The sequence below is a fragment of the Neobacillus phoenicis genome, from assembly GCF_047302305.1.
In the GTDB taxonomy this organism is placed as follows: domain Bacteria; phylum Bacillota; class Bacilli; order Bacillales; family Cytobacillaceae; genus Neobacillus.
Map to the genome: position 1 here is coordinate 1,417,929 of NZ_CP154847.1, position 23,607 is coordinate 1,441,535.

27 protein-coding genes and 1 tRNA gene are annotated in these 23,607 nt (G+C 42.5%); 27 read left to right on the forward strand and 1 reads right to left on the reverse strand.

Annotated elements, in window-relative coordinates; genetic code table 11:
* Positions 1 to 37: 37 nt before the first annotated feature.
* From AA0X95_RS07250 to AA0X95_RS07375, 26 genes are all read left to right on the forward strand, one after another.
* Positions 38 to 985, forward strand: a complete 948-nt coding sequence (locus AA0X95_RS07250) for an ABC transporter permease subunit (RefSeq protein WP_413307213.1) — start codon at positions 38 to 40, stop codon at positions 983 to 985.
* On the forward strand, positions 982 to 1,887 hold the full coding sequence (locus AA0X95_RS07255; RefSeq protein WP_413307216.1) for an ABC transporter permease subunit: 906 nt from the start codon (positions 982 to 984) through the stop codon (positions 1,885 to 1,887). The genes AA0X95_RS07250 and AA0X95_RS07255 overlap by 4 nt, the downstream gene beginning before the upstream one ends.
* A gap of 50 nt (positions 1,888 to 1,937) precedes the next feature.
* Positions 1,938 to 2,252, forward strand: coding sequence for a DUF4870 domain-containing protein (locus AA0X95_RS07260; RefSeq protein WP_413307218.1), 315 nt, complete (start codon positions 1,938 to 1,940; stop codon positions 2,250 to 2,252).
* Between the two features lie 39 nt (positions 2,253 to 2,291).
* The gene (locus tag AA0X95_RS07265) at positions 2,292 to 3,404 is read left to right on the forward strand and encodes a DUF4097 family beta strand repeat-containing protein (protein ID WP_413307221.1); all 1,113 of its coding nucleotides are present in this window, start codon (positions 2,292 to 2,294) and stop codon (positions 3,402 to 3,404) included.
* A 14-nt stretch (positions 3,405 to 3,418) separates the two neighbouring features.
* On the forward strand, positions 3,419 to 3,787 hold the full coding sequence (locus tag AA0X95_RS07270; protein WP_309859343.1) for a phage holin family protein: 369 nt from the start codon (positions 3,419 to 3,421) through the stop codon (positions 3,785 to 3,787).
* A 312-nt stretch (positions 3,788 to 4,099) separates the two neighbouring features.
* Positions 4,100 to 5,035, forward strand: coding sequence for an HPr(Ser) kinase/phosphatase (gene hprK, locus AA0X95_RS07275; protein WP_413307225.1), 936 nt, complete (start codon positions 4,100 to 4,102; stop codon positions 5,033 to 5,035).
* A 20-nt stretch (positions 5,036 to 5,055) separates the two neighbouring features.
* Positions 5,056 to 5,871: a prolipoprotein diacylglyceryl transferase gene (gene lgt / locus AA0X95_RS07280; protein ID WP_413307228.1), complete on the forward strand. Its 816-nt coding sequence runs from the start codon at positions 5,056 to 5,058 to the stop codon at positions 5,869 to 5,871.
* A gap of 37 nt (positions 5,872 to 5,908) precedes the next feature.
* Complete coding sequence (locus AA0X95_RS07285; RefSeq protein WP_413307231.1) at positions 5,909 to 6,853, forward strand: nucleoside recognition domain-containing protein; 945 nt, start codon at positions 5,909 to 5,911, stop codon at positions 6,851 to 6,853.
* A complete protein-coding gene (ppaX, locus tag AA0X95_RS07290; protein ID WP_413307234.1) occupies positions 6,846 to 7,490 on the forward strand; it encodes a pyrophosphatase PpaX in 645 nt (214 codons plus the stop codon). Before AA0X95_RS07285 ends, ppaX begins: the two co-directional genes overlap by 8 nt.
* 5 nt (positions 7,491 to 7,495) lie before the next feature.
* Positions 7,496 to 8,029: an acyltransferase gene (locus AA0X95_RS07295; RefSeq protein WP_413307237.1), complete on the forward strand. Its 534-nt coding sequence runs from the start codon at positions 7,496 to 7,498 to the stop codon at positions 8,027 to 8,029.
* Between the two features lie 98 nt (positions 8,030 to 8,127).
* A complete protein-coding gene (locus AA0X95_RS07300; protein WP_413307240.1) occupies positions 8,128 to 8,274 on the forward strand; it encodes a hypothetical protein in 147 nt (48 codons plus the stop codon).
* A 148-nt stretch (positions 8,275 to 8,422) separates the two neighbouring features.
* Entirely contained in the window at positions 8,423 to 9,595 is a 1,173-nt protein-coding gene (locus AA0X95_RS07305) for an ATP phosphoribosyltransferase regulatory subunit (protein WP_413307242.1), read from the forward strand.
* The gene (gene hisG, locus AA0X95_RS07310) at positions 9,588 to 10,226 is read left to right on the forward strand and encodes an ATP phosphoribosyltransferase (protein ID WP_413307245.1); all 639 of its coding nucleotides are present in this window, start codon (positions 9,588 to 9,590) and stop codon (positions 10,224 to 10,226) included. Before AA0X95_RS07305 ends, hisG begins: the two co-directional genes overlap by 8 nt.
* A gap of 1 nt (position 10,227) precedes the next feature.
* Complete coding sequence (gene hisD, locus AA0X95_RS07315; protein WP_413307249.1) at positions 10,228 to 11,505, forward strand: histidinol dehydrogenase; 1,278 nt, start codon at positions 10,228 to 10,230, stop codon at positions 11,503 to 11,505.
* A 323-nt stretch (positions 11,506 to 11,828) separates the two neighbouring features.
* Complete coding sequence (gene hisB, locus AA0X95_RS07320; protein ID WP_413307252.1) at positions 11,829 to 12,416, forward strand: imidazoleglycerol-phosphate dehydratase HisB; 588 nt, start codon at positions 11,829 to 11,831, stop codon at positions 12,414 to 12,416.
* 96 nt (positions 12,417 to 12,512) lie between these two features.
* Positions 12,513 to 13,139: an imidazole glycerol phosphate synthase subunit HisH gene (hisH, locus tag AA0X95_RS07325; protein WP_413307255.1), complete on the forward strand. Its 627-nt coding sequence runs from the start codon at positions 12,513 to 12,515 to the stop codon at positions 13,137 to 13,139.
* Complete coding sequence (hisA, locus tag AA0X95_RS07330) at positions 13,136 to 13,861, forward strand: 1-(5-phosphoribosyl)-5-[(5-phosphoribosylamino)methylideneamino]imidazole-4-carboxamide isomerase (protein ID WP_413307258.1); 726 nt, start codon at positions 13,136 to 13,138, stop codon at positions 13,859 to 13,861. Before hisH ends, hisA begins: the two co-directional genes overlap by 4 nt.
* A 45-nt stretch (positions 13,862 to 13,906) precedes the next feature.
* A complete protein-coding gene (hisF, locus tag AA0X95_RS07335) occupies positions 13,907 to 14,668 on the forward strand; it encodes an imidazole glycerol phosphate synthase subunit HisF (protein ID WP_413309879.1) in 762 nt (253 codons plus the stop codon).
* Positions 14,665 to 15,291, forward strand: coding sequence for a bifunctional phosphoribosyl-AMP cyclohydrolase/phosphoribosyl-ATP diphosphatase HisIE (hisIE, locus tag AA0X95_RS07340; RefSeq protein ID WP_413307261.1), 627 nt, complete (start codon positions 14,665 to 14,667; stop codon positions 15,289 to 15,291). The genes hisF and hisIE overlap by 4 nt, the downstream gene beginning before the upstream one ends.
* A 150-nt stretch (positions 15,292 to 15,441) precedes the next feature.
* Positions 15,442 to 16,932: a tetratricopeptide repeat protein gene (locus AA0X95_RS07345; protein WP_413307264.1), complete on the forward strand. Its 1,491-nt coding sequence runs from the start codon at positions 15,442 to 15,444 to the stop codon at positions 16,930 to 16,932.
* 214 nt (positions 16,933 to 17,146) lie between these two features.
* Positions 17,147 to 18,097 (forward strand): thioredoxin-disulfide reductase, encoded by a 951-nt coding sequence (trxB, locus tag AA0X95_RS07350; protein ID WP_413307267.1) that lies wholly within the window; start codon positions 17,147 to 17,149, stop codon positions 18,095 to 18,097.
* 557 nt (positions 18,098 to 18,654) lie between these two features.
* The gene (locus AA0X95_RS07355; protein ID WP_413307271.1) at positions 18,655 to 19,113 is read left to right on the forward strand and encodes an NUDIX hydrolase; all 459 of its coding nucleotides are present in this window, start codon (positions 18,655 to 18,657) and stop codon (positions 19,111 to 19,113) included.
* A gap of 86 nt (positions 19,114 to 19,199) precedes the next feature.
* Positions 19,200 to 20,093, forward strand: coding sequence for an RNase adapter RapZ (rapZ, locus tag AA0X95_RS07360; protein ID WP_413307272.1), 894 nt, complete (start codon positions 19,200 to 19,202; stop codon positions 20,091 to 20,093).
* A complete protein-coding gene (locus AA0X95_RS07365; protein WP_413307273.1) occupies positions 20,090 to 21,076 on the forward strand; it encodes a gluconeogenesis factor YvcK family protein in 987 nt (328 codons plus the stop codon). The genes rapZ and AA0X95_RS07365 overlap by 4 nt, the downstream gene beginning before the upstream one ends.
* A 60-nt stretch (positions 21,077 to 21,136) precedes the next feature.
* The gene (whiA, locus tag AA0X95_RS07370; protein WP_413307275.1) at positions 21,137 to 22,087 is read left to right on the forward strand and encodes a DNA-binding protein WhiA; all 951 of its coding nucleotides are present in this window, start codon (positions 21,137 to 21,139) and stop codon (positions 22,085 to 22,087) included.
* Positions 22,088 to 22,144: 57 nt separating this feature from the next.
* Positions 22,145 to 22,402 (forward strand): HPr family phosphocarrier protein, encoded by a 258-nt coding sequence (locus tag AA0X95_RS07375; protein ID WP_413307278.1) that lies wholly within the window; start codon positions 22,145 to 22,147, stop codon positions 22,400 to 22,402.
* 97 nt (positions 22,403 to 22,499) lie between these two features.
* Here AA0X95_RS07375 and clpP read toward each other — a convergent pair whose 3' ends face one another.
* Positions 22,500 to 23,105, reverse strand: coding sequence for an ATP-dependent Clp endopeptidase proteolytic subunit ClpP (clpP, locus tag AA0X95_RS07380; RefSeq protein WP_413307281.1), 606 nt, complete (start codon positions 23,103 to 23,105; stop codon positions 22,500 to 22,502).
* A gap of 206 nt (positions 23,106 to 23,311) precedes the next feature.
* Between clpP and AA0X95_RS07385 the strand changes: the two genes are divergently transcribed.
* Positions 23,312 to 23,383 (forward strand) — tRNA-Arg (locus tag AA0X95_RS07385).
* The last annotated feature ends 224 nt before the right edge of the window (positions 23,384 to 23,607 follow it).

The window sequence follows — 23,607 nt, forward strand, 5'->3', positions numbered from 1 at the left end:
GATATTGGTAAAATATAGGAACAAAGGAGTTGGCAAAATGATTATTCGTTCCATTGTCTATCAGGCGATACTATGGTTAATTACTATATTTCTATTTTTAAGTCTCTTATTCTTACCGAGAACCACCTCCTATCAAACTGGATCCGGAGGCGAGTTTCTCAGTGCTGTCTATAACTATTCCTTTGACCAGCATGTGAATCAATTTGCAGAGTTTTTTCAATACATAAAGGAAAATGAGGGACTTGGTACAGTTTATAACGGCTACTCCTTAACAGAGAATATTTGGCGCACCTTCCAAAAAAGCATGCTCATCGTTATTCCTGCTCTCTTCCTTGGCTTTTTCCTTGGCGTCGCAAAGGGAATCTTTGATTTTAGAATACGTAGCAGAAGAGGGAAACTGTTTGGGGTAAGCACGACAAGATTCTTCCTCTCCATTCCAGATTTATTTTTAATTATAGCCCTTCAACTTCTAATCATGGAGGGGTACGAGGCAGGAATCCTTCCTCATATTGTGGTTTATGGCAGTGATCAGGTGAGTGTTGTTCTATTAGACATCCTTTTTCTAGCAATCTATCCGCTATTCTACATAGCCAATATCACCTATTTCAGCATTCGTGACGAACAAGGAATGGATTACATACGCACCGCTTTCTCAAAAGGGACCTCTTCATTTAAAGTACTTTATCGGCATGTATTAAAAAATTGCTTTGTCAAAATACTAAGCCACACCAATACAATTACGCTCTATACTCTATCAAACTTATTTATTGTAGAGTTTCTAACAAACTATCGAGGGGCCGCGTACTTTTTTTATGAGACGGTGACTTCCCCCGAGTTCTTCACGATCGGAATGAATATTCAAGTGAAGTTGTATCCTGCAGCAGGTTATATCATTCTCTTTACCGCCGTTATTTTTCTAGCGAAGGTTCTGAGTGAAATTGCTAAAGGACTCGTTTCTCCGTTAGAAAGGAAGGGAAACAATTGAAGAATTATAAACTGTGGATTAGCTCTATTTTTCTACTAGTCTTACTGATTGTTATATTTGCAGGCCCTTCCTTGCCGTTTGTCGATCATAAGTTAAAGCAAACCGGAGTCATTAAAACAGAGGAAGGGAAATTTTATCTGCCGCCATTCCCCCCTATGGAAGGATATCCGCTTGGTAGCAATCATGAAGGCGTGGATATCTTAAGTCTGCTGATAATGGGGGCAAAAGAGACATTGAGCATTGTGGTTTCAGTTGTTCTCATTCGCTATGTTTTGGCGATTCCGTTAGCAGTTGCGGGCTTCTATTCCAAGTGGTTAGAAAAAATCCTACAGGCATGGCAGCAGCTCTTTTCTTTTATGCCGCCCATCTTTTTTGTCTCCTTTTTTGTGACCTTGCCGTTTGTCTTTTTTTCACCTGACCGCGGATTTCGGGTGATTGTAATCTTAGCCGTTCTAGAAACGGGACGGGTCGCAGAAATTATCCTTCAACACATGAAGGAAACCAAGAGAAGGCCTTATATAGAAGCAGGGATTGCTGCAGGCGGTTCACCATTTAAGATGTTTAAAAACTACTATTTCCCTGCCGTTATTCCTCATATTATTATCTTAATTATTAATGATATGGGCCGGGTGCTTTTTCTAATTGCGCAGCTAGGCGTTGTCCATATTTATGTCACTCACAAATTTGTTACGGTGGAGAGTGGCGCTTATGAGGTCGTAAATACCTCGCTCGCTTGGCCTACCATGTTTTCGACCATTACAAAGGATATTTTTACCTATGAGTGGATTCCTTTCTCAGTTATCGGGGCCATTGCCGTTACCATATTTATTTTCAATATGTTTGCGGATGGCATGCAGCGGTTTTTTGAAAAAAAATATCGAACGTTTCGATCCGATTTATAGAAACTTTTTTCCTTTCGATTCGTACATAGTGGGTAGAGGTGATGTACGAAATGGAATCAAGAAAGGTTTTATCAAGCTTGTGTTACTTTAGTATTTTTTTTGCAGGATTTATTTTTCCGCTTGTGGTGTATTTCGCTAGCGGTGATCAAGTAACAAAAGCGCATGCGAAAAAATCGCTACTCTCCCATTTAATCCCGCTCATTCTAATGCCGTTTGTTGTGATTGCTGTCTTGAACGATTCCATCAACTTCCAGAATGAGATTCCTATTCTTACAATCATTAGCATAGTCGCTCTTGGAATCGCCGGAATCGCCGTCACGATCTGGAATATTGTAAAAGGCGTAAAGGTATTACTTGCTGAATAAACTTTAAGAGGGAAAAATTTTGAAGCTGAGGTGGAAACAATGAAAGAGGAAAGAATCCGAATTTTGAAAATGGTGGAAGAGGGCAAGCTGAAGGTGGAGGAAGCATTAACGCTGCTGGAGGAACTAGAAAAAGCGCAGCAGACGATGGAGCAGAAGCAGGAGCAAATGGTAAATGAGCTGTCGACGGCTGTTCAATTTGAAGAGGCCAAAAAGGAAGAAGCGTTTCAGGCGAAGTATCAATCAACCAAGGATAAGATTTTTGACTTTGTTGATTCCGCTTTGAAAAAACTCAAGGACTTTGATTTTGATTTGAATTTTGGCCAATCCGTCGATATTTCTCATATTTTTCAGCACGGGGATGCCACCATGAAGGATATAGATATTGATGTGGCTAATGGCACCGTCAAAATCGCTGCTTGGGATCAACCTGACGTACGAATTGAGTGTCAGGCAAAGGTCTATCGTGTAGAAAACCAAGACCAGGCACGCCAAAACTTCCTCCGTGATGTGCATTTTTCAATTGAGAATGAGAAGTTACGTTTTACGACACAGCAAAAATGGATGAAGGTCGATGCCCTTATTTTTGTACCAAGGGCTCAATATGACCGAATCCGGATTAGAATGTTTAATGGTACGGTTGTAGGAGAAGAGATGAATGTGGCCGACCTTCGTGTAAAAACCGCAAATGGAAAAATAAGTCTGAATCAGGTGAACGGAAAGAAAGCGGAATTGGAGACAGCCAACGGCAGAATCAAAGTGAACAGCAGTCTATTCGATGAGATCGAAGCAGAAACCATTCATGGTGCGATTATGCTAGAAGGTGAGTTTAAAAAGGTCGATACCCAATCCTTTAACGGCAATATTAGCTATAATGTACGCGGAAACAGTGCCGAATGGATCCAAGCAAAAGCGATCACGGGAGGCATTGACGTCTTTATTCCAGAGGGAATTCCTGTTAATGGTGAGTTGAAGACAAACTTAGGTGGGTTTCATGTGAACCTCGTTGGCGTTCAGGTGATTGAAGAAAAAACGGAAATGATTCAAAAATCCCTTCGCTTTCAATCGGTCAATCATCCTGATAAAATGATGAGAATCTATGCAGATACCAAAACGGGTTCGATCACGATCCACAAATCACTAGAAGAGAAGTAGGCGATTTTTTCATTATGAGATGGTTGATAGGATGTTTAATTAACGCAGTTTTGTTCATGGCACTTGCTGGTTATTTTCATGAAAGCTTTCAATTGACAGGATTTTGGGCCGCCATTCAGGCGAGCATTTTATTATCCATCTTAAATGTTCTGGTGAGACCGCTTTTAATATTATTTACATTACCTGTAACCATCTTATCAATGGGGCTTTTCTTGTTTGTGATCAATGCCATCACACTTGAATTAACCGATTATTTAATGGGTGAGGCATTTGAGATTCAAGGCTTCGGGATGGCACTGTTCTTCGCTGTCATGATGTCACTTGTAAATATCATCATTCATAAAACCATTTTAGATCCATCTAGGAAATCGAAGGATAAATGAGGGTGCAACTTTGCACCCTTTTTTTATTGTAGAGGGAACTATAAGAAGGTACTTGTGTGGATAAATAGACTAGTTGTCTGAATCTAGCTCCAGCGCCTAGCCCCTCGGGTCAAATAACCTTCGGCAAAAAAAGTCAAAGAGCGGACTTTTTCCGCCGAAGAACATTTGCCTGTCGGGGCTGAACGAGGCGCTTCCGCTATTTGTTCTTTGGTTCTTTTTCAAAAAATGCTAAAATAGGAGGTAATGAAATTTTTTGTATTATTTGTGAACTGTCGTTCATGAATAATTCCATTCAATGAAGGAGGAAGCTACTTGCCAAAAGTACGCACGAAAGACATATTAGAGAAATTTCAGCTTGAATTGGTCAGTGGTGAAGAGGGCATTAATCGTCCCATTACTACAAGTGATATATCGCGTCCAGGTATTGAAATTGCCGGCTATTTTGAATTTTATCCAGCGGAACGCATTCAACTACTAGGAAAAACAGAGCTATCCTTTTTCGAAGAGCTTTCTGAGAGTGAACGAATTTCAAGGATGGAGCGGTTATGTACCGATATTACTCCAGCCATTATTGTTACTAGAGATATTGAAGTCCCAGTGGAATTAATTGAAGCCTCGGAACGGGAATCTGTGCCTGTCTTACGGACAAGCATGAAAACCACCCGTTTCTCCAGCCGCTTAACGAACTTTTTAGAAAGTAAATTGGCTCCAACTACAGCCGTCCATGGTGTTTTAGTGGATGTGTATGGAATTGGTGTATTAATTACCGGTAAAAGTGGCGTAGGTAAAAGTGAAACGGCCCTAGAGCTAGTTAAGCGCGGCCATCGCCTAGTTGCTGATGATTGCGTGGAAATTCGCCAAGAGGACCAAGATACATTAGTAGGTACCTCTCCAGAGTTAATTGAACACTTATTAGAAATCCGTGGCCTAGGGATTATCAATGTTATGACCCTTTTCGGTGCCGGCGCTGTTCGCAGTAATAAGCGAATCACGCTCGTCATGAATCTAGAAATCTGGGATGCTAAAAAACAGTACGATCGTCTTGGATTAGATGAGGAGAAAATGAAGATTATTGATACTGAGGTCACGAAGATGACCGTCCCTGTCCGTCCAGGAAGAAACTTAGCTGTTATCATCGAAGTAGCAGCGATGAACTTCCGACTAAAAAGAATGGGTGTGAACGCAGCGCAGCAATTTACAGACCGTCTTTCAGATGTGATTGAAGACGGAGAACACGAAGATATTTAAAGGGTAAAGGAGAGAGAGAGATGAACGAAACGATTCAACCGCTAAATCCAATTGCCTTTTCACTAGGACCAATTGATGTGCATTGGTATGGGATTATCATCGGCTCAGGTCTGGCACTAGCCTTGTTCCTTGCGATTAGAGAAGGGAATCGCAGGGGACTGCCAAACGATACATTTGCCGATTTAATGCTTTGGGCGATTCCGATTGCCATTATTTCGGCACGCATTTATTATGTTGTTTTTGAATGGAAGTATTATATTAAACATCCGATAGAAGCACCGCAGATTTGGAATGGCGGAATTGCTATTCACGGTGCATTGATTGGAGCGGTTATCACAACCTATGTGTTTTCAAAAAAGCGTGGGATCTCCTTCTGGAAGATTGCAGATATCGCCGCACCAAGTATAATTCTTGGACAGGCAATTGGCCGTTGGGGCAATTTTATGAACCAGGAAGCACATGGCGGGGAAGTGACAAGGGCGTTCCTTGAAAACCTGCACTTACCGAACTTTATTATTAATCAGATGTATATCGACGGAACGTATTATCACCCAACCTTCTTGTACGAATCCATTTGGGATTTTGTCGGCTTTATCTTATTAATTTTACTTCGTCGTGTGAATTTCCGCCGTGGAGAGCTCTTCCTGTCCTATGTGATTTGGTATTCCATTGGCCGCTTTTTCGTGGAGGGAATGCGAACAGACAGCTTGATGCTTGGAAGTCTCCGAATGGCGCAAACGATTTCGATTGCTCTTGTGGTTGGGGCATTGGTTATTTTAATTTATCGCCGAACGAAGAAACTTTCAGAGGCACACTATTTAGATCAAGCAAATTAGATTATAGAGACTTGATCGAAAAAGGAGTATAGGGGAAATGCTATTAAGCTCATTAAAAAAGGGGCTGCTGGTTGGCTTAAAGACAACATGGACCTTAGGGAAAATTATATTCCCCGTTACCTTGATTGTGGCAGTGTTGCAGTATACACCTGTACTGCCCTGGATCATAAAATTAATTTCCCCACTCATGAAGCTTATTGGTTTGTCAGGGGATGCAGCCATTCCGCTTGTTCTAGGGAATTTTCTCAACTTATATGCGGCAATTGGCGCCATACTTACGCTGGATTTTTCGGTAAAAGAAGTTTTTATTTTAGCCGTCATGCTATCTTTTTCACATAATTTATTCATTGAATCTAGTGTGGCCATGAAAGCAGGAGTAAAGCTGTGGGTGGTCCTTGTAACGAGACCAGGACTTGCCCTTCTTTCAGCAGCAGTCATCAATCTTGTCTGGCATGGGGGCGGGGAAAAGGCTCAATATGGTTTAATTGAGCCAAGTCCCGTACACGCGGATGGTGTAATTGGAATTATTTTGGAGGCTGTTCAAAAAGCAGGACTCGGTATTTTACAATTAGCGATGATTGTCATCCCGCTTATGGTAGTCATTCAGATTTTAAAAGATTTTCAGTGGTTAAATCGCTTTTCAAAAACAATGGCGCCAGTCACGAGAACGCTTGGCATGAAGGAAAATACGTCTACCACGATGGCGGCCGGCCTGTTATTCGGTTTAGCCTATGGAGCAGGTGTGATGATCCAGGCGGTTAAAGAGGATGGAGTCAGTAAGAAGGATATTACATTGGCCTTTATTTTTCTCATGGCCTGCCATGCCGTTGTGGAAGATACATTGATCTTTGTTCCGCTCGGCATTCCTGTATGGCCGTTATTCTTAATCCGACTGGGTGTGGCCGTTGTGTTAACCCTAATAGTAGGAACCATATGGACACGCTCAGGACTAGTGAAAAGAAAGGAAGCTACCTATGACTAACAAAATTACAACCGTTCTTTTTGATTTAGATGGGACACTCATTGATACGAATGAATTAATTATCACGACTTATTTGCATACTCTTGAAAAATATTATCCAAGCAAGTACCAACGAGAGGATGTTCTGCCGTTCCTCGGACCTACACTTCATGAGGTGTTTGGCAACATGGACCCTGACCGGGTAGAAGAAATGGTCTCAGAATACCGTGCTTTTAATATTGCCAATCATGATGAACTTGTAAAGGAATTCGTTGGTGTTAAGGAAACGGTTCAGAGGTTGAAGGATCGTGGGTATAAACTTGGTATTGTTACTACCAAGCGCCATGATGTGACACTGAAAGGGCTGCGGTTGATGGAGCTAGAAGAATACTTTGAAGTGATTGTAGCTTATGATCATGTAGAAAAAGTGAAACCGGACCCAGAACCAATTTTCAAGGCGCTTGAACAGCTGAATTCGACGCCTGAAGAGGCGATCATGGTGGGGGATAATTTCCACGATATTTTGGCTGGTAAAAATGCGGGCACAACAACAGCAGGTGTGGCATGGTCCATTAAAGGTAGAGAATACGTGGCGAAGTATGAACCAGATTATTTGCTAGAGAACATGAAGGATTTATTAACGATTCTCGGAGAGTGAGAAACATGAGGAACACGACCCGCTACCCTGTTGAAGGTGCGAACTCCTTATGGCATGTCTATAAGACCGTGCCATTTTGGAAGGTTGTCAGAAACTTTATTGTAATTCAGTTGGCGCGTTATACGCCATTTCTGGGAATAAAAAATTGGCTGTATCGTACCTTGCTTGGGGTTAAGGTTGGCGAGCAAACCAGTTTTGCATTGATGGTGATGCTTGATGTCATGTTCCCGGAAAAAATCAGCGTCGGGCGCAATACAGTGATTGGGTATAATACGACTATCCTGGCCCATGAGTATTTAATTAAGGAATACCGGTTAGGGCCCGTAAAGATTGGCAGTGAGGTCATGATTGGTGCAAACTCCACGATTATGCCCGGGATTACGATTGGTGATGGAGCCATCGTATCAGCGGCAACGTTAGTGCATAAAGATGTTCCAGCTGGTGCATTCGTTGGAGGTAACCCCATGCGGGTCATTTATACAAAGGAAGAATTGGCCGAACGCTGGGCCAATGATCCGATATATGGCGGTCAAAAATAAACATTGAAGGAAGCCTAGTTTAAGGACTGGGCTTTTTTTTTTGAAAAAATTCAGCTGGGAATGGGAGGTTTGGCGGAATAAATGGGAAAAGTGGCGGAATGTTGCCGCAAGTTGGCGGAATAAATGGTAAAGTTGGCGGAATGTTGCCGCAAGTCGGCGGAATAAACGGTATAGTTGGCGGAATGTTGCACTTAGTTGGCAGAATAAATTTGCTTCCTGGTGGATTAATCCAATATCTGGGGTAAAATAATCACAAACTGTTCTGATTTCCAGAAAGAAGAACACTTTTTCATTGACGAACAGTATCACTAGAGGTAAACTACTAATAACTTTAATTCATTATCACATTAGCAGACTAAAGTAATTGCAATTTTACAATAAAGGGTGAACCGGATGAGTCGCTTATTTATGTTTGAAAAGCCGTTGGGGATGCGGGATACACTTCCAGAGCTTTATGAAAAAAAAGATATGGTACGTACATGCATGTCCGATACGATGAAACTTTGGGGCTATCAATTTATAGAAACGCCTACGCTTGAATACTATGAAACCGTTGGAGCAGCATCTGCCATTGCTGACCAGCAGTTATTTAAATTACTTGATAAAGAAGGACATACTTTGGTTCTTCGACCAGATATGACTGCACCCATCGCTCGAGTGGCAGCATCCAAGCTGTTAGAAGAAGACCTACCAGTAAGGCTTGCTTATTCAGCTAATGTGTTTCGTGCCCAGCAGCGTGAAGGTGGCCGGCCAGCGGAATTTGAACAAATTGGTGTGGAATGTTTGAACGAGGACACCGTCTCATGTGACGGTGAGGTCATTGCGTTACTCATTTCTTCCTTGAAAAAAGCAGGACTACCAACATTCCAAGTATCAGTAGGGCATGTTGGTTTTGCTCAGGAATTGTTTGTTCAAATTCTTGGAACCAATGGACGGGCCAATGCCTTACGTAAGTTTTTGTTTGAGAAAAATTATGTAGGCTATCGCGAGCATGTAAACTCTTTACAGCTTTCATCGATTGATAAACAACGTCTATTAAAGCTTTTACAATTAAGAGGCGGTGAAGAGGTCATCGGCCAGGCCTTGGATATAATTGAAAACGACAAGGGTAAAGAATCAATTGTTGAATTAAAAGAGCTTTGGGATGTCATTAAAGATTATGGCGTCGAAGATTATGTAAAGTTTGATTTTACCATTGTCAGCCATATGAGCTATTATTCGGGAATATTATTCGAAGCCTACGCTGGGAATGTTGGGTTTCCGATTGGGAATGGCGGACGCTATAGTTTAATAGAGAAGTTTGGGAAAAAAGCAAGTGCCACCGGATTTGCCGTACGAGTAGATATGCTACTCGAAGCACTCGGAGGCGGTTCAATGGAAAATACCACACACTGTATTTTTTTCAGCCAGGAACGCCGCAAGGAAGCCTTTCAGTTAGCATATGAGATGCATGAGCAGGGGAAAAAAGCAGTGCTACAGGATATCACAGGTGTCAATAATCTTGATGCTTTTACAAAAAGGTTTGCCGAGACAACCTATTTAATCGGAGGGCGCGGCGATGAGTAATCTACTAACAATTGCGATGCCAAAGGGACGGATTTTTGAAGAAGCTGTTGAATTGCTCCGAAAAGCAAATTATCAGCTGCCACCAGAATTTGATGACTCCCGAAAATTAATTATTGATGTGGAAGAAGAGGGCTTACGTTTTATTTTAGCAAAGCCAATGGATGTAGCTACTTATGTAGAGCACGGCGTGGCAGATGTGGGAATTGCCGGGAAGGATGTTTTGTTGGAGGAGGAGCGCGATGTGTATGAACTCCTTGACCTTAAAATCAGCTACTGCTATTTGGCAGTTGCCGGCTTGCCAAACACTAAAATGAATGATGTAGCTCCACGAGTGGCAACCAAATATCCGAATGTTGCGGAAGCCTATTTCCGCGAGCAGGGGGAACAGGTCGAAATTATTAAGTTAAATGGATCCATTGAATTAGCACCCATCATAGGATTATCCGACCGGATTGTAGATATTGTGTCAACGGGTAGGACCTTAAAGGAAAATGGGTTGGTTGAATATGAACGAATTGGTGACGTGACTTCAAGACTAGTCGTGAACCCTGTCAGCTACCGCATCTACGACAAGCGGATTGATGAGTTGGTGAGCAGACTGGCAGAAGTGGTGTCACAGGGGGTTTTGTAATATGAAAATACTAAAAGTGTCGGAACAGATTTCGATTAAGCGTTCGATTGAATCGGGGACCACTGAGCAGCTTGCTATCGTTAAGGGGATTATTCAGGAGATTCGGACCCGAGGTGATAAGGCGCTTAGAGAATATACGGAAAAATTTGACCGTGTGAACCTTTCTTCTTTCTCCGTGACCGAGGGAGAAATCGAGACAGCGTATCATAAGGTCGATGAAGGATTTGTTTCCATTGTTCGGGAGGCGGCGGAAAACATTCGTTCCTTCCATGAGAAACAGCTTCGTCCATCATGGATGACGACTGAGGAGAATGGAACGATTCTTGGTCAAAAAATTACCGCTCTTGATTCAGTTGGAGTGTATGTTCCAGGAGGTACCGCTGCCTATCCATCTTCGGTGCTGATGAACGTGATTCCAGCGAAGGTTGCAGGGGTGAAGCGGATTGTGATGGTTTCACCGCCAGATTCAGAAGGGAATTTACCGCCTGCTGTACTGGTTGCTGCAAAGGAAGCGGGCGTCGAGGAGATTTATAAAGTGGGCGGAGCGCAAGCAATAGCGGCTTTAGCTTATGGAACAGAGTCGATTGCTTCCGTTGATAAAATTACTGGCCCTGGGAATATTTTTGTGGCGCTGGCTAAACGCGAAGTCTTCGGTGATGTCGATATCGATATGATTGCCGGTCCTAGTGAAATTGCTATTTTAGCAGATGAAAAGGCACGAGCAGATGAGATTGCTGCGGATCTGTTGTCTCAGGCAGAGCATGACACACGCGCCTGCAGTGTGTTGGTTACACCATCTATGAGTTTAGCGGAAGAAGTAGCTGAAGAAGTGGAGAAACAGCTTGCGTTGCTGCCGCGAAAGGAAATTGCTGCCCGCTCGATTGAAGATTATGGTGCGATTTATGTGGCTGCTGATTTGGATGAAGCTGTTGAGACGGTTAACCAGTTAGCACCTGAGCATCTGGAGGTCATGACCGAGAACGCGATGGAGCTTCTTGGTAAAATTCGTCACGCAGGAGCGATTTTTATCGGGCGTTATAGCTCGGAGCCGGTGGGAGATTATTTTGCCGGACCGAATCATGTACTGCCAACAAATGGTACAGCGAGGTTCTCAAGCCCGCTGAATGTCGATGATTTTCAAAAGAAATCAAGCGTGATTGTCTATAGCAAAAAAGCGCTAACTGATAACGCAGCTAAGATTGCCGAATTTGCAAGAATGGAAGGGCTAGAGGCACACGCCCGGGCCGTGGAAATTCGATTAGAAAATGATAATAAATAGGATGAAGGACAAAATGAGCGGTTAGAACGGTTAAAATGTCCTTCATCAGGCGAATGAAGGACAAAACGACCTGATAGAAAGGTGAAAATGTCCTTCATCAGGCGAATGAAGGACAAAATGACCTGATAGAGAGGTGAAAATGTCCTTCATTAGGCGAATGAAGGACAAAATGACCTGATAGAGAGGTGAAAATGTCCTTCATCGGGCGTATGAAGGACAAAATCAACCACTATATAGACATAACTGTCCTTCATAACGGTACACCCCTAATAAAGTACATAAAAATCTTAAAATTAAAGCAATCATTACAGGAGGTCATCTTCATGGAACGAGTGGCAAGTATTGAACGGAACACGAACGAAACAAAAATTCAACTATCTTTAGCAGTGGACGGGGAGGGACAGTCCAACCTTGAGACAGGTGTCCCATTCCTCAGTCACATGCTTGATTTGTTCACCAAACACGGGCAATTCAACCTGACTGTAAACGCAAATGGTGATACCGAGGTGGATGACCACCACACAACCGAAGATATTGGCATCTGCTTAGGCCACGCATTAAGAGAAGCCCTTGGTGACAAACGCGGTATCAAGCGTTACGGAAATGCCTTCGTTCCAATGGACGAAGCATTAGCACAAGTGGTTGTCGACCTCAGCAATCGTCCGCACCTTGAAATGCGTGCTGAGTTCCCTGGACAAAAAGTTGGAACCTTTGATACAGAGCTTGTCCATGAATTTCTATGGAAATTAGCCCTAGAGGCGAGAATGAACCTCCACGTAATTGTTCATTATGGAAAAAACACGCACCACATGATTGAAGCCGTCTTTAAAGCTTTAGGTCGTGCGCTTGACGAAGCAACCACCATCGACCCGCGCATTAAAGGTATTCCTTCCACAAAAGGGATGCTATAAAAATAAGTTATCCACAAGGGTGTCAGGCACCACTCGTGGACACTGTCCACCGCAGGAGGACAGTGTGAAAAACGCACCTAGAAAGGAGGGGCACAGATGATTGGGATTGTTGATTATGGAATGGGGAATTTGTTTAGTGTGAGTAAGGCGTTGGAACGACTAGGTGCCGAGTATTTTATTTCGGCTGATCACCAGGAATTGCTTAGCGCAGATGGGTTGATTATTCCTGGTGTTGGTTCCTTCCGAGATGCCATGGAACGCCTCCCAGTAAACACGATTAAGGAATATGCGGCAACAGGTAAACCCCTTCTTGGCATCTGTCTCGGTATGCAGCTGCTTTTTGAAAGCAGCGAAGAAAATGGGCTCACAGAAGGATTAGGACTACTACCGGGAAATGTTCGGCGGTTTCCTGGCAAAACACCAGAAGGCGAATTCTACAAAGTTCCGCACATGGGCTGGAACAAGCTTGAATTCGTGAACGATTCACCACTTACAAAAAACCTGGAAGAGGATTATGTGTATTTCGTTCATTCCTATTTCGTAGACGCCCAACAATCGGACGTGTTGATTGCAAAGGCAGATTACCACGAGCAGGTTTCAGCAGTAGTGGGTAAGGACAACATCATGGGAATGCAATTCCATCCTGAAAAAAGCAGCAAACTCGGGATAGCCCTTTTAAATAATTTTTTACAAATGGTGGAGGAAAGGAAGGCAATTCGATGAGTATCACAATATATCCTGCCATTGATATGCGGGGCGGCAATTGCGTTCGTCTTCTTCAAGGGGATTATGATAAGGAAACAATCTACGGGGATTCTCCGTTTGATATGGCAAGAAGCTTCGCATCTAATGGGGCGAAGTGGATTCACATGGTCGACCTGGATGGAGCAAAGGACGGTAAAAGGGTAAACGACCGATTTGTCATTGAGACCGCACAAAAGTTGAACGTGAAGGTCCAAATTGGCGGTGGCATTCGCTCGGAGGAAGACATCCTCCATTATCTCGAAAACGGAGTGGATCGGGTAATCATAGGGAGTATTGCCGTTTCTAACCCGGATTTTGCAAGGGAAATGATTAAGAAGTACGGTGGAAAAATAGCGATTGGCATTGATGCCAAAAACGGCTATGTAGCCACACATGGCTGGCTGGATACTTCTGAATTCCGAGCACTCGATCTTGGCAAACGTTTTGCAGATGCAGGCGCGGAAACATTTATTTTTACCGATATTGCAACCGATGGTACGCTTTCTGGACCAAATATTGAGGCGGTTTGCCAGATGGCTGAAGTAACTGGAAAAAATGTCATTGCATCCGGCGGAGTAAGCAGTATCGAGGATTTGAAGGCTTTAGCTTCTGAAAAAGGCATTAGCGGGGCAATTGTGGGAAAGGCCCTCTATGAAAATCGTTTTACCTTGAAAGAAGCCTTGGCATTGGCCAAAGCATAATTTGAAAAGAAACATCACGAGGCACGGAAAAGGATGGTGCAAATGATGACATTAACAAAACGAATTATTCCATGCCTTGACGTGAAGGATGGACGTGTAGTGAAAGGAGTCCAATTCGTGCAGCTTCGCGATGCTGGGGACCCGGTGGAATTGGCGCGATTTTACGATGAACAAGGTGCCGATGAGCTTGTCTTTCTTGATATTTCTGCTTCCGTTGAGGGAAGAAAAACGATGGTCGAGGTTGTAAAGGCAGTCGCATCAGAGCTGGCAATCCCGTTTACCGTGGGCGGTGGCATCAACGCTTTAGAGGACATGAAGAGAATTCTTCGTGCTGGAGCGGATAAGGTCTCGTTGAATACAGCGGCAGTGATGAATCCTGAACTGATTGCTGAAGGCGCAGGTTACTTCGGTTCACAGTGTATTGTCGTAGCTATCGATGCGAAATATGATCCTGAAATCGGAACGTGGCGAGTGTACACACACGGTGGACGAACGCCTACGGAGAAAAAAGTGATCGATTGGGTTGTAGAAGCGGCCGAGCTTGGTGCAGGTGAGATTCTATTAACCAGCATGGACAGTGATGGGGAAAAGAATGGTTTCGACTTATCGTTAACCAAAGCTGTAAGTGAGGCAGTTACCATTCCTGTAATTGCTTCCGGCGGAGCAGGAAATGCCAAACACTTTGAAGAAGCTTATGTGAATGGGAAAGCAGATGCAGCCTTAGCGGCGTCGATTTTTCACTATAAAGAAACGTCCGTCAATGAAGTGAAGAGCTATTTGCGGGAAAAAGGAGTTGTCGTCCGATGAATATAGAAGAAATTCGATTTGATGAAAAGGGCCTTGTCCCTGCCATCATCCAGGATGCAGAAACGATGGAAGTCTTAACGTTAGCCTATATGAACAAGGAGTCACTTGGAAAAACGCTTGAGACGGGGGAAACTTGGTTCTTCAGCCGTTCACGCCAAGAGCTATGGCATAAAGGGGCAACTAGTGGGAATACACAATCAGTTGTCAGCATCAAATATGACTGTGATCAGGATGCACTCCTCTTGATAGTCAATCCGAAGGGGCCAGCTTGTCATACGGGGGCAGTTAGCTGCTTTACGGACGAGGTAGCGGATCGCAAGACAGGATTAGCCGATTATGCGATTCTTCAGAGTTTGGAAAAGGTCATCGTTCAACGCGAGCAAGAGCGTCCGGAGGGTGCCTATACGACATACCTTTTTGAAAAAGGCGTCGATAAGATTTTGAAAAAAGTCGGGGAAGAAGCGGCAGAGGTGATTATCGCGGCCAAAAACCGTGATCAAGAAGAACTGCGCTGGGAGGCAGCAGATTTACTCTATCACCTGCAGGTTCTATTGGTCGAACAAGGACTTCCATTTAAAGAAGTACTAAGAACCTTAGAAGAAAGACACAAGGACCGGTCCTAATGGGGCTGGTTTTCTTTTTCGCGTTAAGAATACTGGGAAGATAAATCTTCCATAAAATATTTCCACAAGTACACGTACTATAATCCCTTCTCGAACAACCAGTTAATATGTTATACTACCTAAGTTATATAGAAGAATGTGGAGGACTTCATGGAAAAAAAAGCGAAAGCAAGAATGCAAACGGGAAAAATACTTTCATTTGTTCCTACGGGGGAATATTATTTCACGAAGGGTTTGAAGGCATACCATCGAAGTGATTTTATAAAAGCAAAAAAATATCTTGGGCGAGCGATTCAGCTTGAGCCGGGTGAACCGATGATTACATGCCAGTTGGCGATCGTGTCAACAGAACTTGGCGAGTTTGAAAATTCCAACCGACTCTTGCATCTCATCCTTGAAGAACTCGATCCGGAAATGGCAGAGTGCCACTACTTTTTAGCAAATAATTATGCCCACCTGGGATTTTTTAAAGATGCGTATCATCATGCGCAGCTCTACATGCAGCTTGATCCAGAGGGTGATTTTTCTACTGACACGGAAGAGTTATTAGAGCTCCTAACCTTGGAATCAGAGCATCTAGAGGACGATTGGTATGAGCAGGATGATTTAATAGTCAAACAAGAACAGGCTCGTGACCTGTTAGAATCGGGATACTTTCCAAAAGCGATTGAGCTGTTAAAGGATGTCGTCAAGGAATACCCAGAATACTGGTCAGCATACAACAACTTAGCGCTTGCCTATTTCTATTTAGGTAAAGCCGAAAAGGCAGAAAGCATTTTAGATGATGTACTCGAGCGGAATCCAGGAAATTTGCATGCCCTTTGTAACCGCCTGGTGTTTGCACATTACCAAGGGAAATTAAAAAATGCTGCTAAGCTGGTTGAATCTTTGAAAAAAATTCAGCCTATGTTAAGTGAACATCAATACAAACTAGGCACTACCTTCGCCTTAGTGGGTGAATATGAACAGGCCTATTTGTGGTTAAAGAAGCTATACAAGCATGGCTATGATGGGGACGGTCCGTTTTATTATTGGCTTTCTTATTCAGCGTATTATACCGGCAACCAAAACTTTGCAAAAAGCATTTGGAAAAAGGTGCTTGAATGGAACCCTGACAAGGAAGGTTCTGAGCCATGGGGTGAAAAAGAAGTCGCAAATGGTTTTGAAGACCTATCCGGTTCAATTTTTCAAAAGCTTGAAAGCGACTATGTAGAAGAGCGATTATTTGCTCTGTTTCTCACAACCGTATCGAGTAAAAAGGAAGAAATCATTACGTCTAAGCGGCTTTTTCAAAATCAAAAGTTTACCACGTTGGAGAAGGAATACATCTCATTAATTCGTTCGGGCAAACAATCGACGACAGCAGATGCACAGGAAATTGCTGAGATTTTTTATGAAAATCATCAGCCAATTGGTACGATGGAGTCAGGTCTTTATTTGATGTGGTTTTCTGTTTTCGTTGAACTATCTAAAGCTAACATCAGCTTGAAAAATAAACGTGCCTGGGCTGGGGCAGTGGAATATGTATGGTACAAGTTGCGTAGCGAAAAGGTTTCGCAGCAAGAAGTAGCCAACCGCTACGGACTTTCATCTGCAACGATTGGTAAATATGTCAAACTAGTAAACGATTTTCTAAATTAAGCAGATAAATGGACGATAAACCGATTGTTTATTACGATTAAGTAGGGAAACATATACTTAATCGTTTTTTTTATATCTAGCTGCAGCGCCTAGCCCCTCGAGTCAAATAACCTCGCCCAAGTGAAGTCAAAGTGCGGACTTCATTTGGGCGAGAACATTTGCTTGTCGGGGCTGCCCAAGGCGCTTCCGCTTTTAAAATAAGGAGTGAAAACCGATGTCTGACGAAAAAATTTATGACGTTATTATTGCGGGTGCTGGTCCTGCCGGAATGACCGCTGCTGTTTATACATCACGTGCCAACCTATCCACACTTATGATTGAGCGCGGTATGCCGGGCGGACAAATGGCCAACACAGAGGATGTGGAAAATTATCCGGGTTTCGAGAGTATTTTAGGGCCTGATCTATCCACAAAAATGTTTGAGCATGCGAAAAAATTTGGCGCTGAATATGCCTACGGGGATATTAAGGAAATCGTTGATCACGGCGATTACAAACTCGTAACCGCTGGAGCAAAACAATACAAAGCGCATTCCGTTATCATTTCCACAGGTGCCGAATATAAAAAGCTTGGAGTACCTGGTGAAAAAGAACTTGGCGGCCGTGGCGTTTCTTATTGTGCCGTTTGTGATGGTGCCTTTTTCAAAGGAAAAGAATTATTCGTTATTGGTGGAGGAGACTCTGCTGTTGAGGAAGGCGTCTATTTAACTCGTTTCGCTTCTAAAGTGACCATTGTTCATCGACGCGATCAGCTTCGTGCACAAAAGATTCTTCAGGATCGTGCGTTTGCTAATGAGAAGGTTGATTTTATCTGGAATCACACAGTTAAAACAATCAACGGTAAAGACGGTAAGGTTGGCAGCGTGACGCTTGTTTCAACTGAAACAGGAGAAGAACAAGAATTGCCAGCAGATGGTGTGTTTATCTACGTTGGAATGGTTCCACTTTCAAAACCATTCGAAAGCCTTGGCATTACGAATCAAAACGGCTATATCGAAACGAACGACCGCATGGAAACAAAAGTGCCTGGTGTGTTTGCAGCGGGAGATATTCGTGAAAAAACATTACGCCAAATTGTAACTGCGACAGGTGATGGCAGTATTGCGGCACAGAGCGCACAGCATTTTGTAGAAGAACTGAAGGAAGAGATGAAGGTAAGAAAATAGGTGGTTACCATAATTGTGAGTGATGTTAACATAACATTCACAGAAACGTAATCCTGTTTTAACTCTTCTGTAACAGTAGTGAAATATAGATAGGGTATGATAAATAATAATTGACCCCCTTTAAAAATATATACCTTCCTGCACAAGCCCAGCAGCTTGTGCAATTTTTTTTGTCCAAGGCTGTGTTAAAGGTTAATGCTGTTTTTTAGACAATGTTGATTGGTGTGGAAGGCGCGAAGACTCCTGCGGGAGTACGGGGCAGGGGAGACCCCGCAGGAGCGGAAACGACGAGGAGGCTCCCCGGCACGCCCGCGAACCGCTCGCGCCTGGAGCGGAAATCAACATTCATGTTTAATACAGCCTTGTCCAAAAAATAAAGTGTCCGCAAAGCTAGTTTTCCAACTTAGTTATCAGAAATAATTAACAGAAATATCAAATTTGTATTCATTGTGACTGTATCTTAAAAATAGTATAATGAAAAGAATAAATAAAATGTTATATTAGGATATTTCGCATACTTGCACAAGCCTTTGTGCTTAAATAAAGAGGGTGGAAACATGCAGCGGGTCACCAATTGTGTATTAATAAAAGAGGATAAAATTTTGTTGCTGCAAAAACCGAGCCGCGGCTGGTGGGTGGCTCCAGGCGGTAAAATGGAGCCAGGTGAATCGGTTCGTGATTCTTGCATAAGAGAATATCGTGAAGAAACAGGAATCTATCTCAAAAATCCACAACTTAAAGGCATTTTTACTATGATCATGAAAGAAGGAGAACAACTCCTTTCAGAGTGGATGATGTTCACTTTTTGCGCCACTGAATCGGATGGGGTAGATTTAGAGGAATCGCCTGAAGGGAAGCTCGCGTGGCAATCAATTGACCAGGTAAAAAGTCTGCCGATGGCCGAGGGTGACTATCATATTATTGACTACATGGTTCATGGAAAAGGAATCATATACGGTACATTTACCTATACTAAGGAATTTGAGCTGATTGGTTACCGATTAGACCCGAGTTAATTGTAAACGCATTATTGACAAGCCATAGGCGAAATCAAGAGGCGTTTGGAGGAATAAGAAGATATATTTTGTGGGGGGAATGGGAAATGAGTACTGGTTCGACAAGTGAAACTCAAATGGTCATTATTACAGGAATGTCTGGGGCTGGAAAAACTGTAGCCATTCAAAGCTTTGAAGATTTAGGGTTCTTCTGTGTCGACAATCTGCCTCCTACGTTACTTCCTAAATTTCTTGAACTTATGAAGGAATCTGGGAATAAAATGAATAAAGTTGCCCTTGTAATGGACTTAAGAGGAAGAGAATTCTTCGATCATCTCTTTAAAGCACTTGATGAGTTAGCTGAAACCTCTTGGGTAACGCCGCAGATACTATTTTTAGATGCGGATGATTCTACACTAGTACGCAGATATAAGGAAACAAGACGGTCGCACCCGCTTGCTCAAACAGGTCTGCCTCTAGAAGGCATCACGCTTGAACGAGAGCTTTTGGAGGAATTAAAAGGCCGTGCACAGTTGATTTATAACACTTCTCAGATGAAACCGCGTGAACTGCGCGAAAAAATATTAACCGAATTTACGGCTAATAAACAACTAATCTTTACTGTCAATGTCATGTCGTTTGGATTTAAGCATGGGATTCCTATTGATGCTGATCTTGTTTTTGATGTGCGTTTCTTACCGAATCCACACTATATCGAGCATATGAGGCCAAAAACAGGGCTGGACGATGAGGTCTCCAGCTATGTCTTAAAATGGAACGAAACGCATAAATTCTTAGAAAAAGTCACTGACTTACTCACCTTCATGCTTCCGCATTATAAAAGAGAAGGGAAAGCACAACTGGTGATTGCCATCGGCTGTACAGGCGGGCAGCATCGTTCGGTTGCGCTAGCAGAATATATTGGTGACTTTTTCAAAAATGATTATAAGACGATTGTTTCCCACCGTGACATTGAGAGGAGAAAGGATAAAACAACATGAGTAATTACGGACAGCCTCGAATTGTCGTTATTGGCGGAGGAACAGGATTACCAGTTTTGCTACGAGGGTTAAAACAGTATCCTGTGGACATTACCGCCATAGTGACAGTCGCGGATGACGGAGGCAGCTCGGGACGTTTGCGCGATGACCTCCATATTCCTCCTCCAGGAGATATTCGCAATGTGCTAGCATCACTGTCTGATGTTGAACCGCTTGTGGAGGAAATGTTTCAACATCGGTTTAAAACGTCAAATGAACTTTCCGGCCATTCATTAGGAAATTTAATCTTGGCCGCGATGACTTCGATTACTGGGAATTTTGTTCACGCCATTCAGGAGATGAGTAAGATTCTAAATGTTCGTGGGAAGGTGCTACCTGCCGCGAATCAAAGCGTGGTTTTGCACGCCGAGATGGAAGACGGTGCGATTGTTTCCGGCGAATCAAAAATTCCTTATTCCGGTAAGAAAATTAAGAAGGTCTTTTTAACATCTAAAAAAAATATCCGACCATTGCCTGAGACGATTCAAGCCATTCGTCAGGCGGACTTAATTATTATTGGTCCTGGAAGCCTGTATACCAGTATTCTGCCTAATTTGTTAGTCCCGCGTTTAGGGGATGAAGTATGTCGTTCCCATGCCAAAAAGGTGTATATCTGTAATCTAATGACGCAGGCAGGGGAAACCCACGGCTATACAGCGAGCGATCATGTAAAGGCCATTTATGATCATATGAGCTGTGCGTTTATGAATACCATTTTAGTTAACAATGAAGAAGTGCCAAAGGATATTCAGCTTCGTTACAATGAAGAATTGGCGAACCCTGTGGAATATGATTTGCCCAGGCTTTATGAGCTGGGTCTTGAAGTGGTGCATGCAGATATTGCCTACCAGGAGAATGGTGCTTTAAGACATGATCCGAAAAAGGTAGCAAAAATTTTATATAATTTGTTATTAGATGAAACCAAAAAGCGTTATGAAGCGTAAATACTTGTAGGTTTTAAAAGTAAGAAACAAGATCATTATGAGGTTTTAGGGGGTGAGGGGATGTCTTTCGCTTCGGAGACGAAAAAAGAATTAACTAACCTGGAAGTGAAAACATGCTGCATTCAAGCTGAGTTATCAGCATTGATCCGCATGAATGGTTCCCTTTCCTTTTCAAATAGGAAGTTAGTTGTTGATATTCAAACCGAAAATGCTGCAATTGCTAGAAGGATTTATACCTTATTAAAAAAGAGCTATCAAGTACAGGTGGAGCTGCTTGTTCGAAAGAAAATGAGGTTAAAAAAGAACAATGTGTATATTGTGCGCTTGTCAGAACAGGCGAAGGAAATTCTCGAGGATACCAAAATACTCGGGGAAGGATTTACCATTATACATGATATTTCACCTGATTTAATAAAGAAGAAGTGTTGTAAGCGTTCTTATTTACGCGGAGCATTTTTGGCAGGTGGATCGGTCAATAACCCAGAAACATCTTCTTATCATTTGGAAATTTTTTCACTTTATAAAGAGCATAACGACTCTTTATGTGAATTGATGAATATATTTGGTCTTAACAGTAAAACGCTTGAGCGCAAAAAAGGCTATATTACTTATTTAAAAGAAGCGGAGAAAATTACCGAGTTTTTAAATATCATAGGTGCTCACAATGCCTTGCTGCGCTTTGAAGATGTAAGAATCGTAAGAGATATGAGGAATTCGGTCAATCGCCTTGTTAACTGTGAAACAGCCAATCTGAATAAAACGATTGGTGCCTCGATCAGACAGGTGGAGAATATCCGTTTCATTAATCAAACGGTTGGTCTTCAGATTCTACCCGATAAGTTAAGGGAAATTGCTGAGCTTCGTATGCAATATACGGATGTCACTCTGAAGGAATTGGGAGAGATGGTGTCTGGTGGCACAATCAGTAAATCAGGCATTAATCACCGCCTAAGAAAAATTGATGAAATAGCCGAGAAGCTACGAATGGGCGAAATCGCTACAAGGGATTAGTAACTGGTTAAAATTGTTTTATGATTATAGAGAATGGACACGAGGAGGAAATGCGAGATGTTGGCAAAAGAAGTAGAAGTTAAATTGAAGACTGGTCTACAAGCACGACCTGCAGCACTTTTTGTACAAGAAGCAAACCGTTTTTCAGCAGATATTTTTCTTGAGAAGGATGGTAAGAAGGTTAACGCTAAGAGTATTATGGGATTAATGAGCCTTGCTGTTGGCTCAGGCGTCGTGATTAATATTATAGCAGATGGTGATGATGAAGAAACTGCCATCCACTCTTTAACTGACTTTATCCAAAAGGAACAATAAATTAAAAAGGGTTCGACTCTCGTATATCTGAGTCTGAACCCTTTTTTTAATTACAATAATAAAAAAGCAACCGGCACATGGCCGATTGCTTAAGAGATTATTTTTTTTCAGCAGAATCAGAAGGCTTACGAGTAATAATGCTGTCGATTAGGCCGTATTCTTTTGCCCTTTCAGCAGTCATGAAGTTATCGCGGTCAGTATCACGTTGAATCACTTCAAGAGGCTGACCAGTGCGCTCAGCTAAAATGCCATTTAATTTTTCACGAAGGAAAAGAATACGCTTCGCTGCAATCTCAATTTCAGTTGCTTGACCTTGAGCACCGCCAAGTGGTTGGTGGATCATGACTTCTGCATTAGGTAGAGCAAAACGTTTGCCGTTTGCACCTGCAGCAAGAAGGAATGCACCCATAGATGCAGCCATACCGATACATACAGTTGAAACATCAGCTTTAATATATTGCATAGTGTCATAAATAGCCATTCCAGCTGTGATGCTTCCCCCTGGGCTGTTGATATAAAGAGTAATATCCTTCTCAGGATTTTCAGCTTCTAGGAATAATAATTGGGCAACAATGCTGTTAGCTACATGATCATCGATCGCGCTTCCAAGCATAATAATCCGGTCTTTAAGTAGGCGAGAGTAAATGTCATATGCTCTTTCACCACGGTTTGTTTGTTCAATTACTGTAGGGATTAAATTCATGTTTCTTCCTCCTTTTGAATAGAAAGGTAAAAATATTATGTATAGTTATCATACACTGGATGGTCAATAAAGGTCAAACGGTTTGACTTAAATTTGTTCGACAGCTTTCCCTAATTCATCATACCCACTTCACATGTTTTTAAACCCAATCCCTACTTGCAAATTACATAGTAATCGCATATAATATGTAAGTCGCTAATATATTTGCCCTCGTGGTGCAACGGATAGCACGTAAGATTCCGGTTCTTGAGATGTGGGTTCGATTCCTGCCGAGGGCGTCACCAAATACCTCTGTTCTTTGTCAAAGAACAGAGGTATTTTTTTGCGCGATTTAATTCCAATAAATGGCTAATTACACAAACCACCTTAAAAATAGCACAAAACCCCACGAAATTAGCACAAAACCCACTCAATTCGGCACAAAACCACCAAGCATACCCCTCTTTCTAATATTTCCAATACACCAATATCCCTCAATCGTGTAAAATAGGGTACATGGGGG

Excerpts from the sequence above, each read along its gene's own strand:
- AA0X95_RS07250 (WP_413307213.1), top strand. The coding sequence starts at position 38 with ATGATTATTCGTTCCATTGTCTATCAGGCGATACTATGGTTAATTACT.
- AA0X95_RS07260 (WP_413307218.1), top strand. The coding sequence starts at position 1,938 with ATGGAATCAAGAAAGGTTTTATCAAGCTTGTGTTACTTTAGTATTTTT.
- AA0X95_RS07265 (WP_413307221.1), top strand. The coding sequence starts at position 2,292 with ATGAAAGAGGAAAGAATCCGAATTTTGAAAATGGTGGAAGAGGGCAAG.
- AA0X95_RS07270 (WP_309859343.1), top strand. The coding sequence starts at position 3,419 with ATGAGATGGTTGATAGGATGTTTAATTAACGCAGTTTTGTTCATGGCA.
- lgt (WP_413307228.1), top strand. The coding sequence starts at position 5,056 with ATGAACGAAACGATTCAACCGCTAAATCCAATTGCCTTTTCACTAGGA.
- AA0X95_RS07285 (WP_413307231.1), top strand. The coding sequence starts at position 5,909 with ATGCTATTAAGCTCATTAAAAAAGGGGCTGCTGGTTGGCTTAAAGACA.
- ppaX (WP_413307234.1), top strand. The coding sequence starts at position 6,846 with ATGACTAACAAAATTACAACCGTTCTTTTTGATTTAGATGGGACACTC.
- AA0X95_RS07295 (WP_413307237.1), top strand. The coding sequence starts at position 7,496 with ATGAGGAACACGACCCGCTACCCTGTTGAAGGTGCGAACTCCTTATGG.
- AA0X95_RS07300 (WP_413307240.1), top strand. The coding sequence starts at position 8,128 with ATGTTGCCGCAAGTTGGCGGAATAAATGGTAAAGTTGGCGGAATGTTG.
- AA0X95_RS07305 (WP_413307242.1), top strand. The coding sequence starts at position 8,423 with ATGAGTCGCTTATTTATGTTTGAAAAGCCGTTGGGGATGCGGGATACA.
- hisG (WP_413307245.1), top strand. The coding sequence starts at position 9,588 with ATGAGTAATCTACTAACAATTGCGATGCCAAAGGGACGGATTTTTGAA.
- hisD (WP_413307249.1), top strand. The coding sequence starts at position 10,228 with ATGAAAATACTAAAAGTGTCGGAACAGATTTCGATTAAGCGTTCGATT.
- hisB (WP_413307252.1), top strand. The coding sequence starts at position 11,829 with ATGGAACGAGTGGCAAGTATTGAACGGAACACGAACGAAACAAAAATT.
- hisH (WP_413307255.1), top strand. The coding sequence starts at position 12,513 with ATGATTGGGATTGTTGATTATGGAATGGGGAATTTGTTTAGTGTGAGT.
- hisA (WP_413307258.1), top strand. The coding sequence starts at position 13,136 with ATGAGTATCACAATATATCCTGCCATTGATATGCGGGGCGGCAATTGC.
- hisF (WP_413309879.1), top strand. The coding sequence starts at position 13,907 with ATGACATTAACAAAACGAATTATTCCATGCCTTGACGTGAAGGATGGA.
- hisIE (WP_413307261.1), top strand. The coding sequence starts at position 14,665 with ATGAATATAGAAGAAATTCGATTTGATGAAAAGGGCCTTGTCCCTGCC.
- AA0X95_RS07345 (WP_413307264.1), top strand. The coding sequence starts at position 15,442 with ATGGAAAAAAAAGCGAAAGCAAGAATGCAAACGGGAAAAATACTTTCA.
- trxB (WP_413307267.1), top strand. The coding sequence starts at position 17,147 with ATGTCTGACGAAAAAATTTATGACGTTATTATTGCGGGTGCTGGTCCT.
- AA0X95_RS07355 (WP_413307271.1), top strand. The coding sequence starts at position 18,655 with ATGCAGCGGGTCACCAATTGTGTATTAATAAAAGAGGATAAAATTTTG.
- rapZ (WP_413307272.1), top strand. The coding sequence starts at position 19,200 with ATGAGTACTGGTTCGACAAGTGAAACTCAAATGGTCATTATTACAGGA.
- AA0X95_RS07365 (WP_413307273.1), top strand. The coding sequence starts at position 20,090 with ATGAGTAATTACGGACAGCCTCGAATTGTCGTTATTGGCGGAGGAACA.
- whiA (WP_413307275.1), top strand. The coding sequence starts at position 21,137 with ATGTCTTTCGCTTCGGAGACGAAAAAAGAATTAACTAACCTGGAAGTG.
- AA0X95_RS07375 (WP_413307278.1), top strand. The coding sequence starts at position 22,145 with ATGTTGGCAAAAGAAGTAGAAGTTAAATTGAAGACTGGTCTACAAGCA.
- clpP (WP_413307281.1), bottom strand. The coding sequence starts at position 23,105 with ATGAATTTAATCCCTACAGTAATTGAACAAACAAACCGTGGTGAAAGA.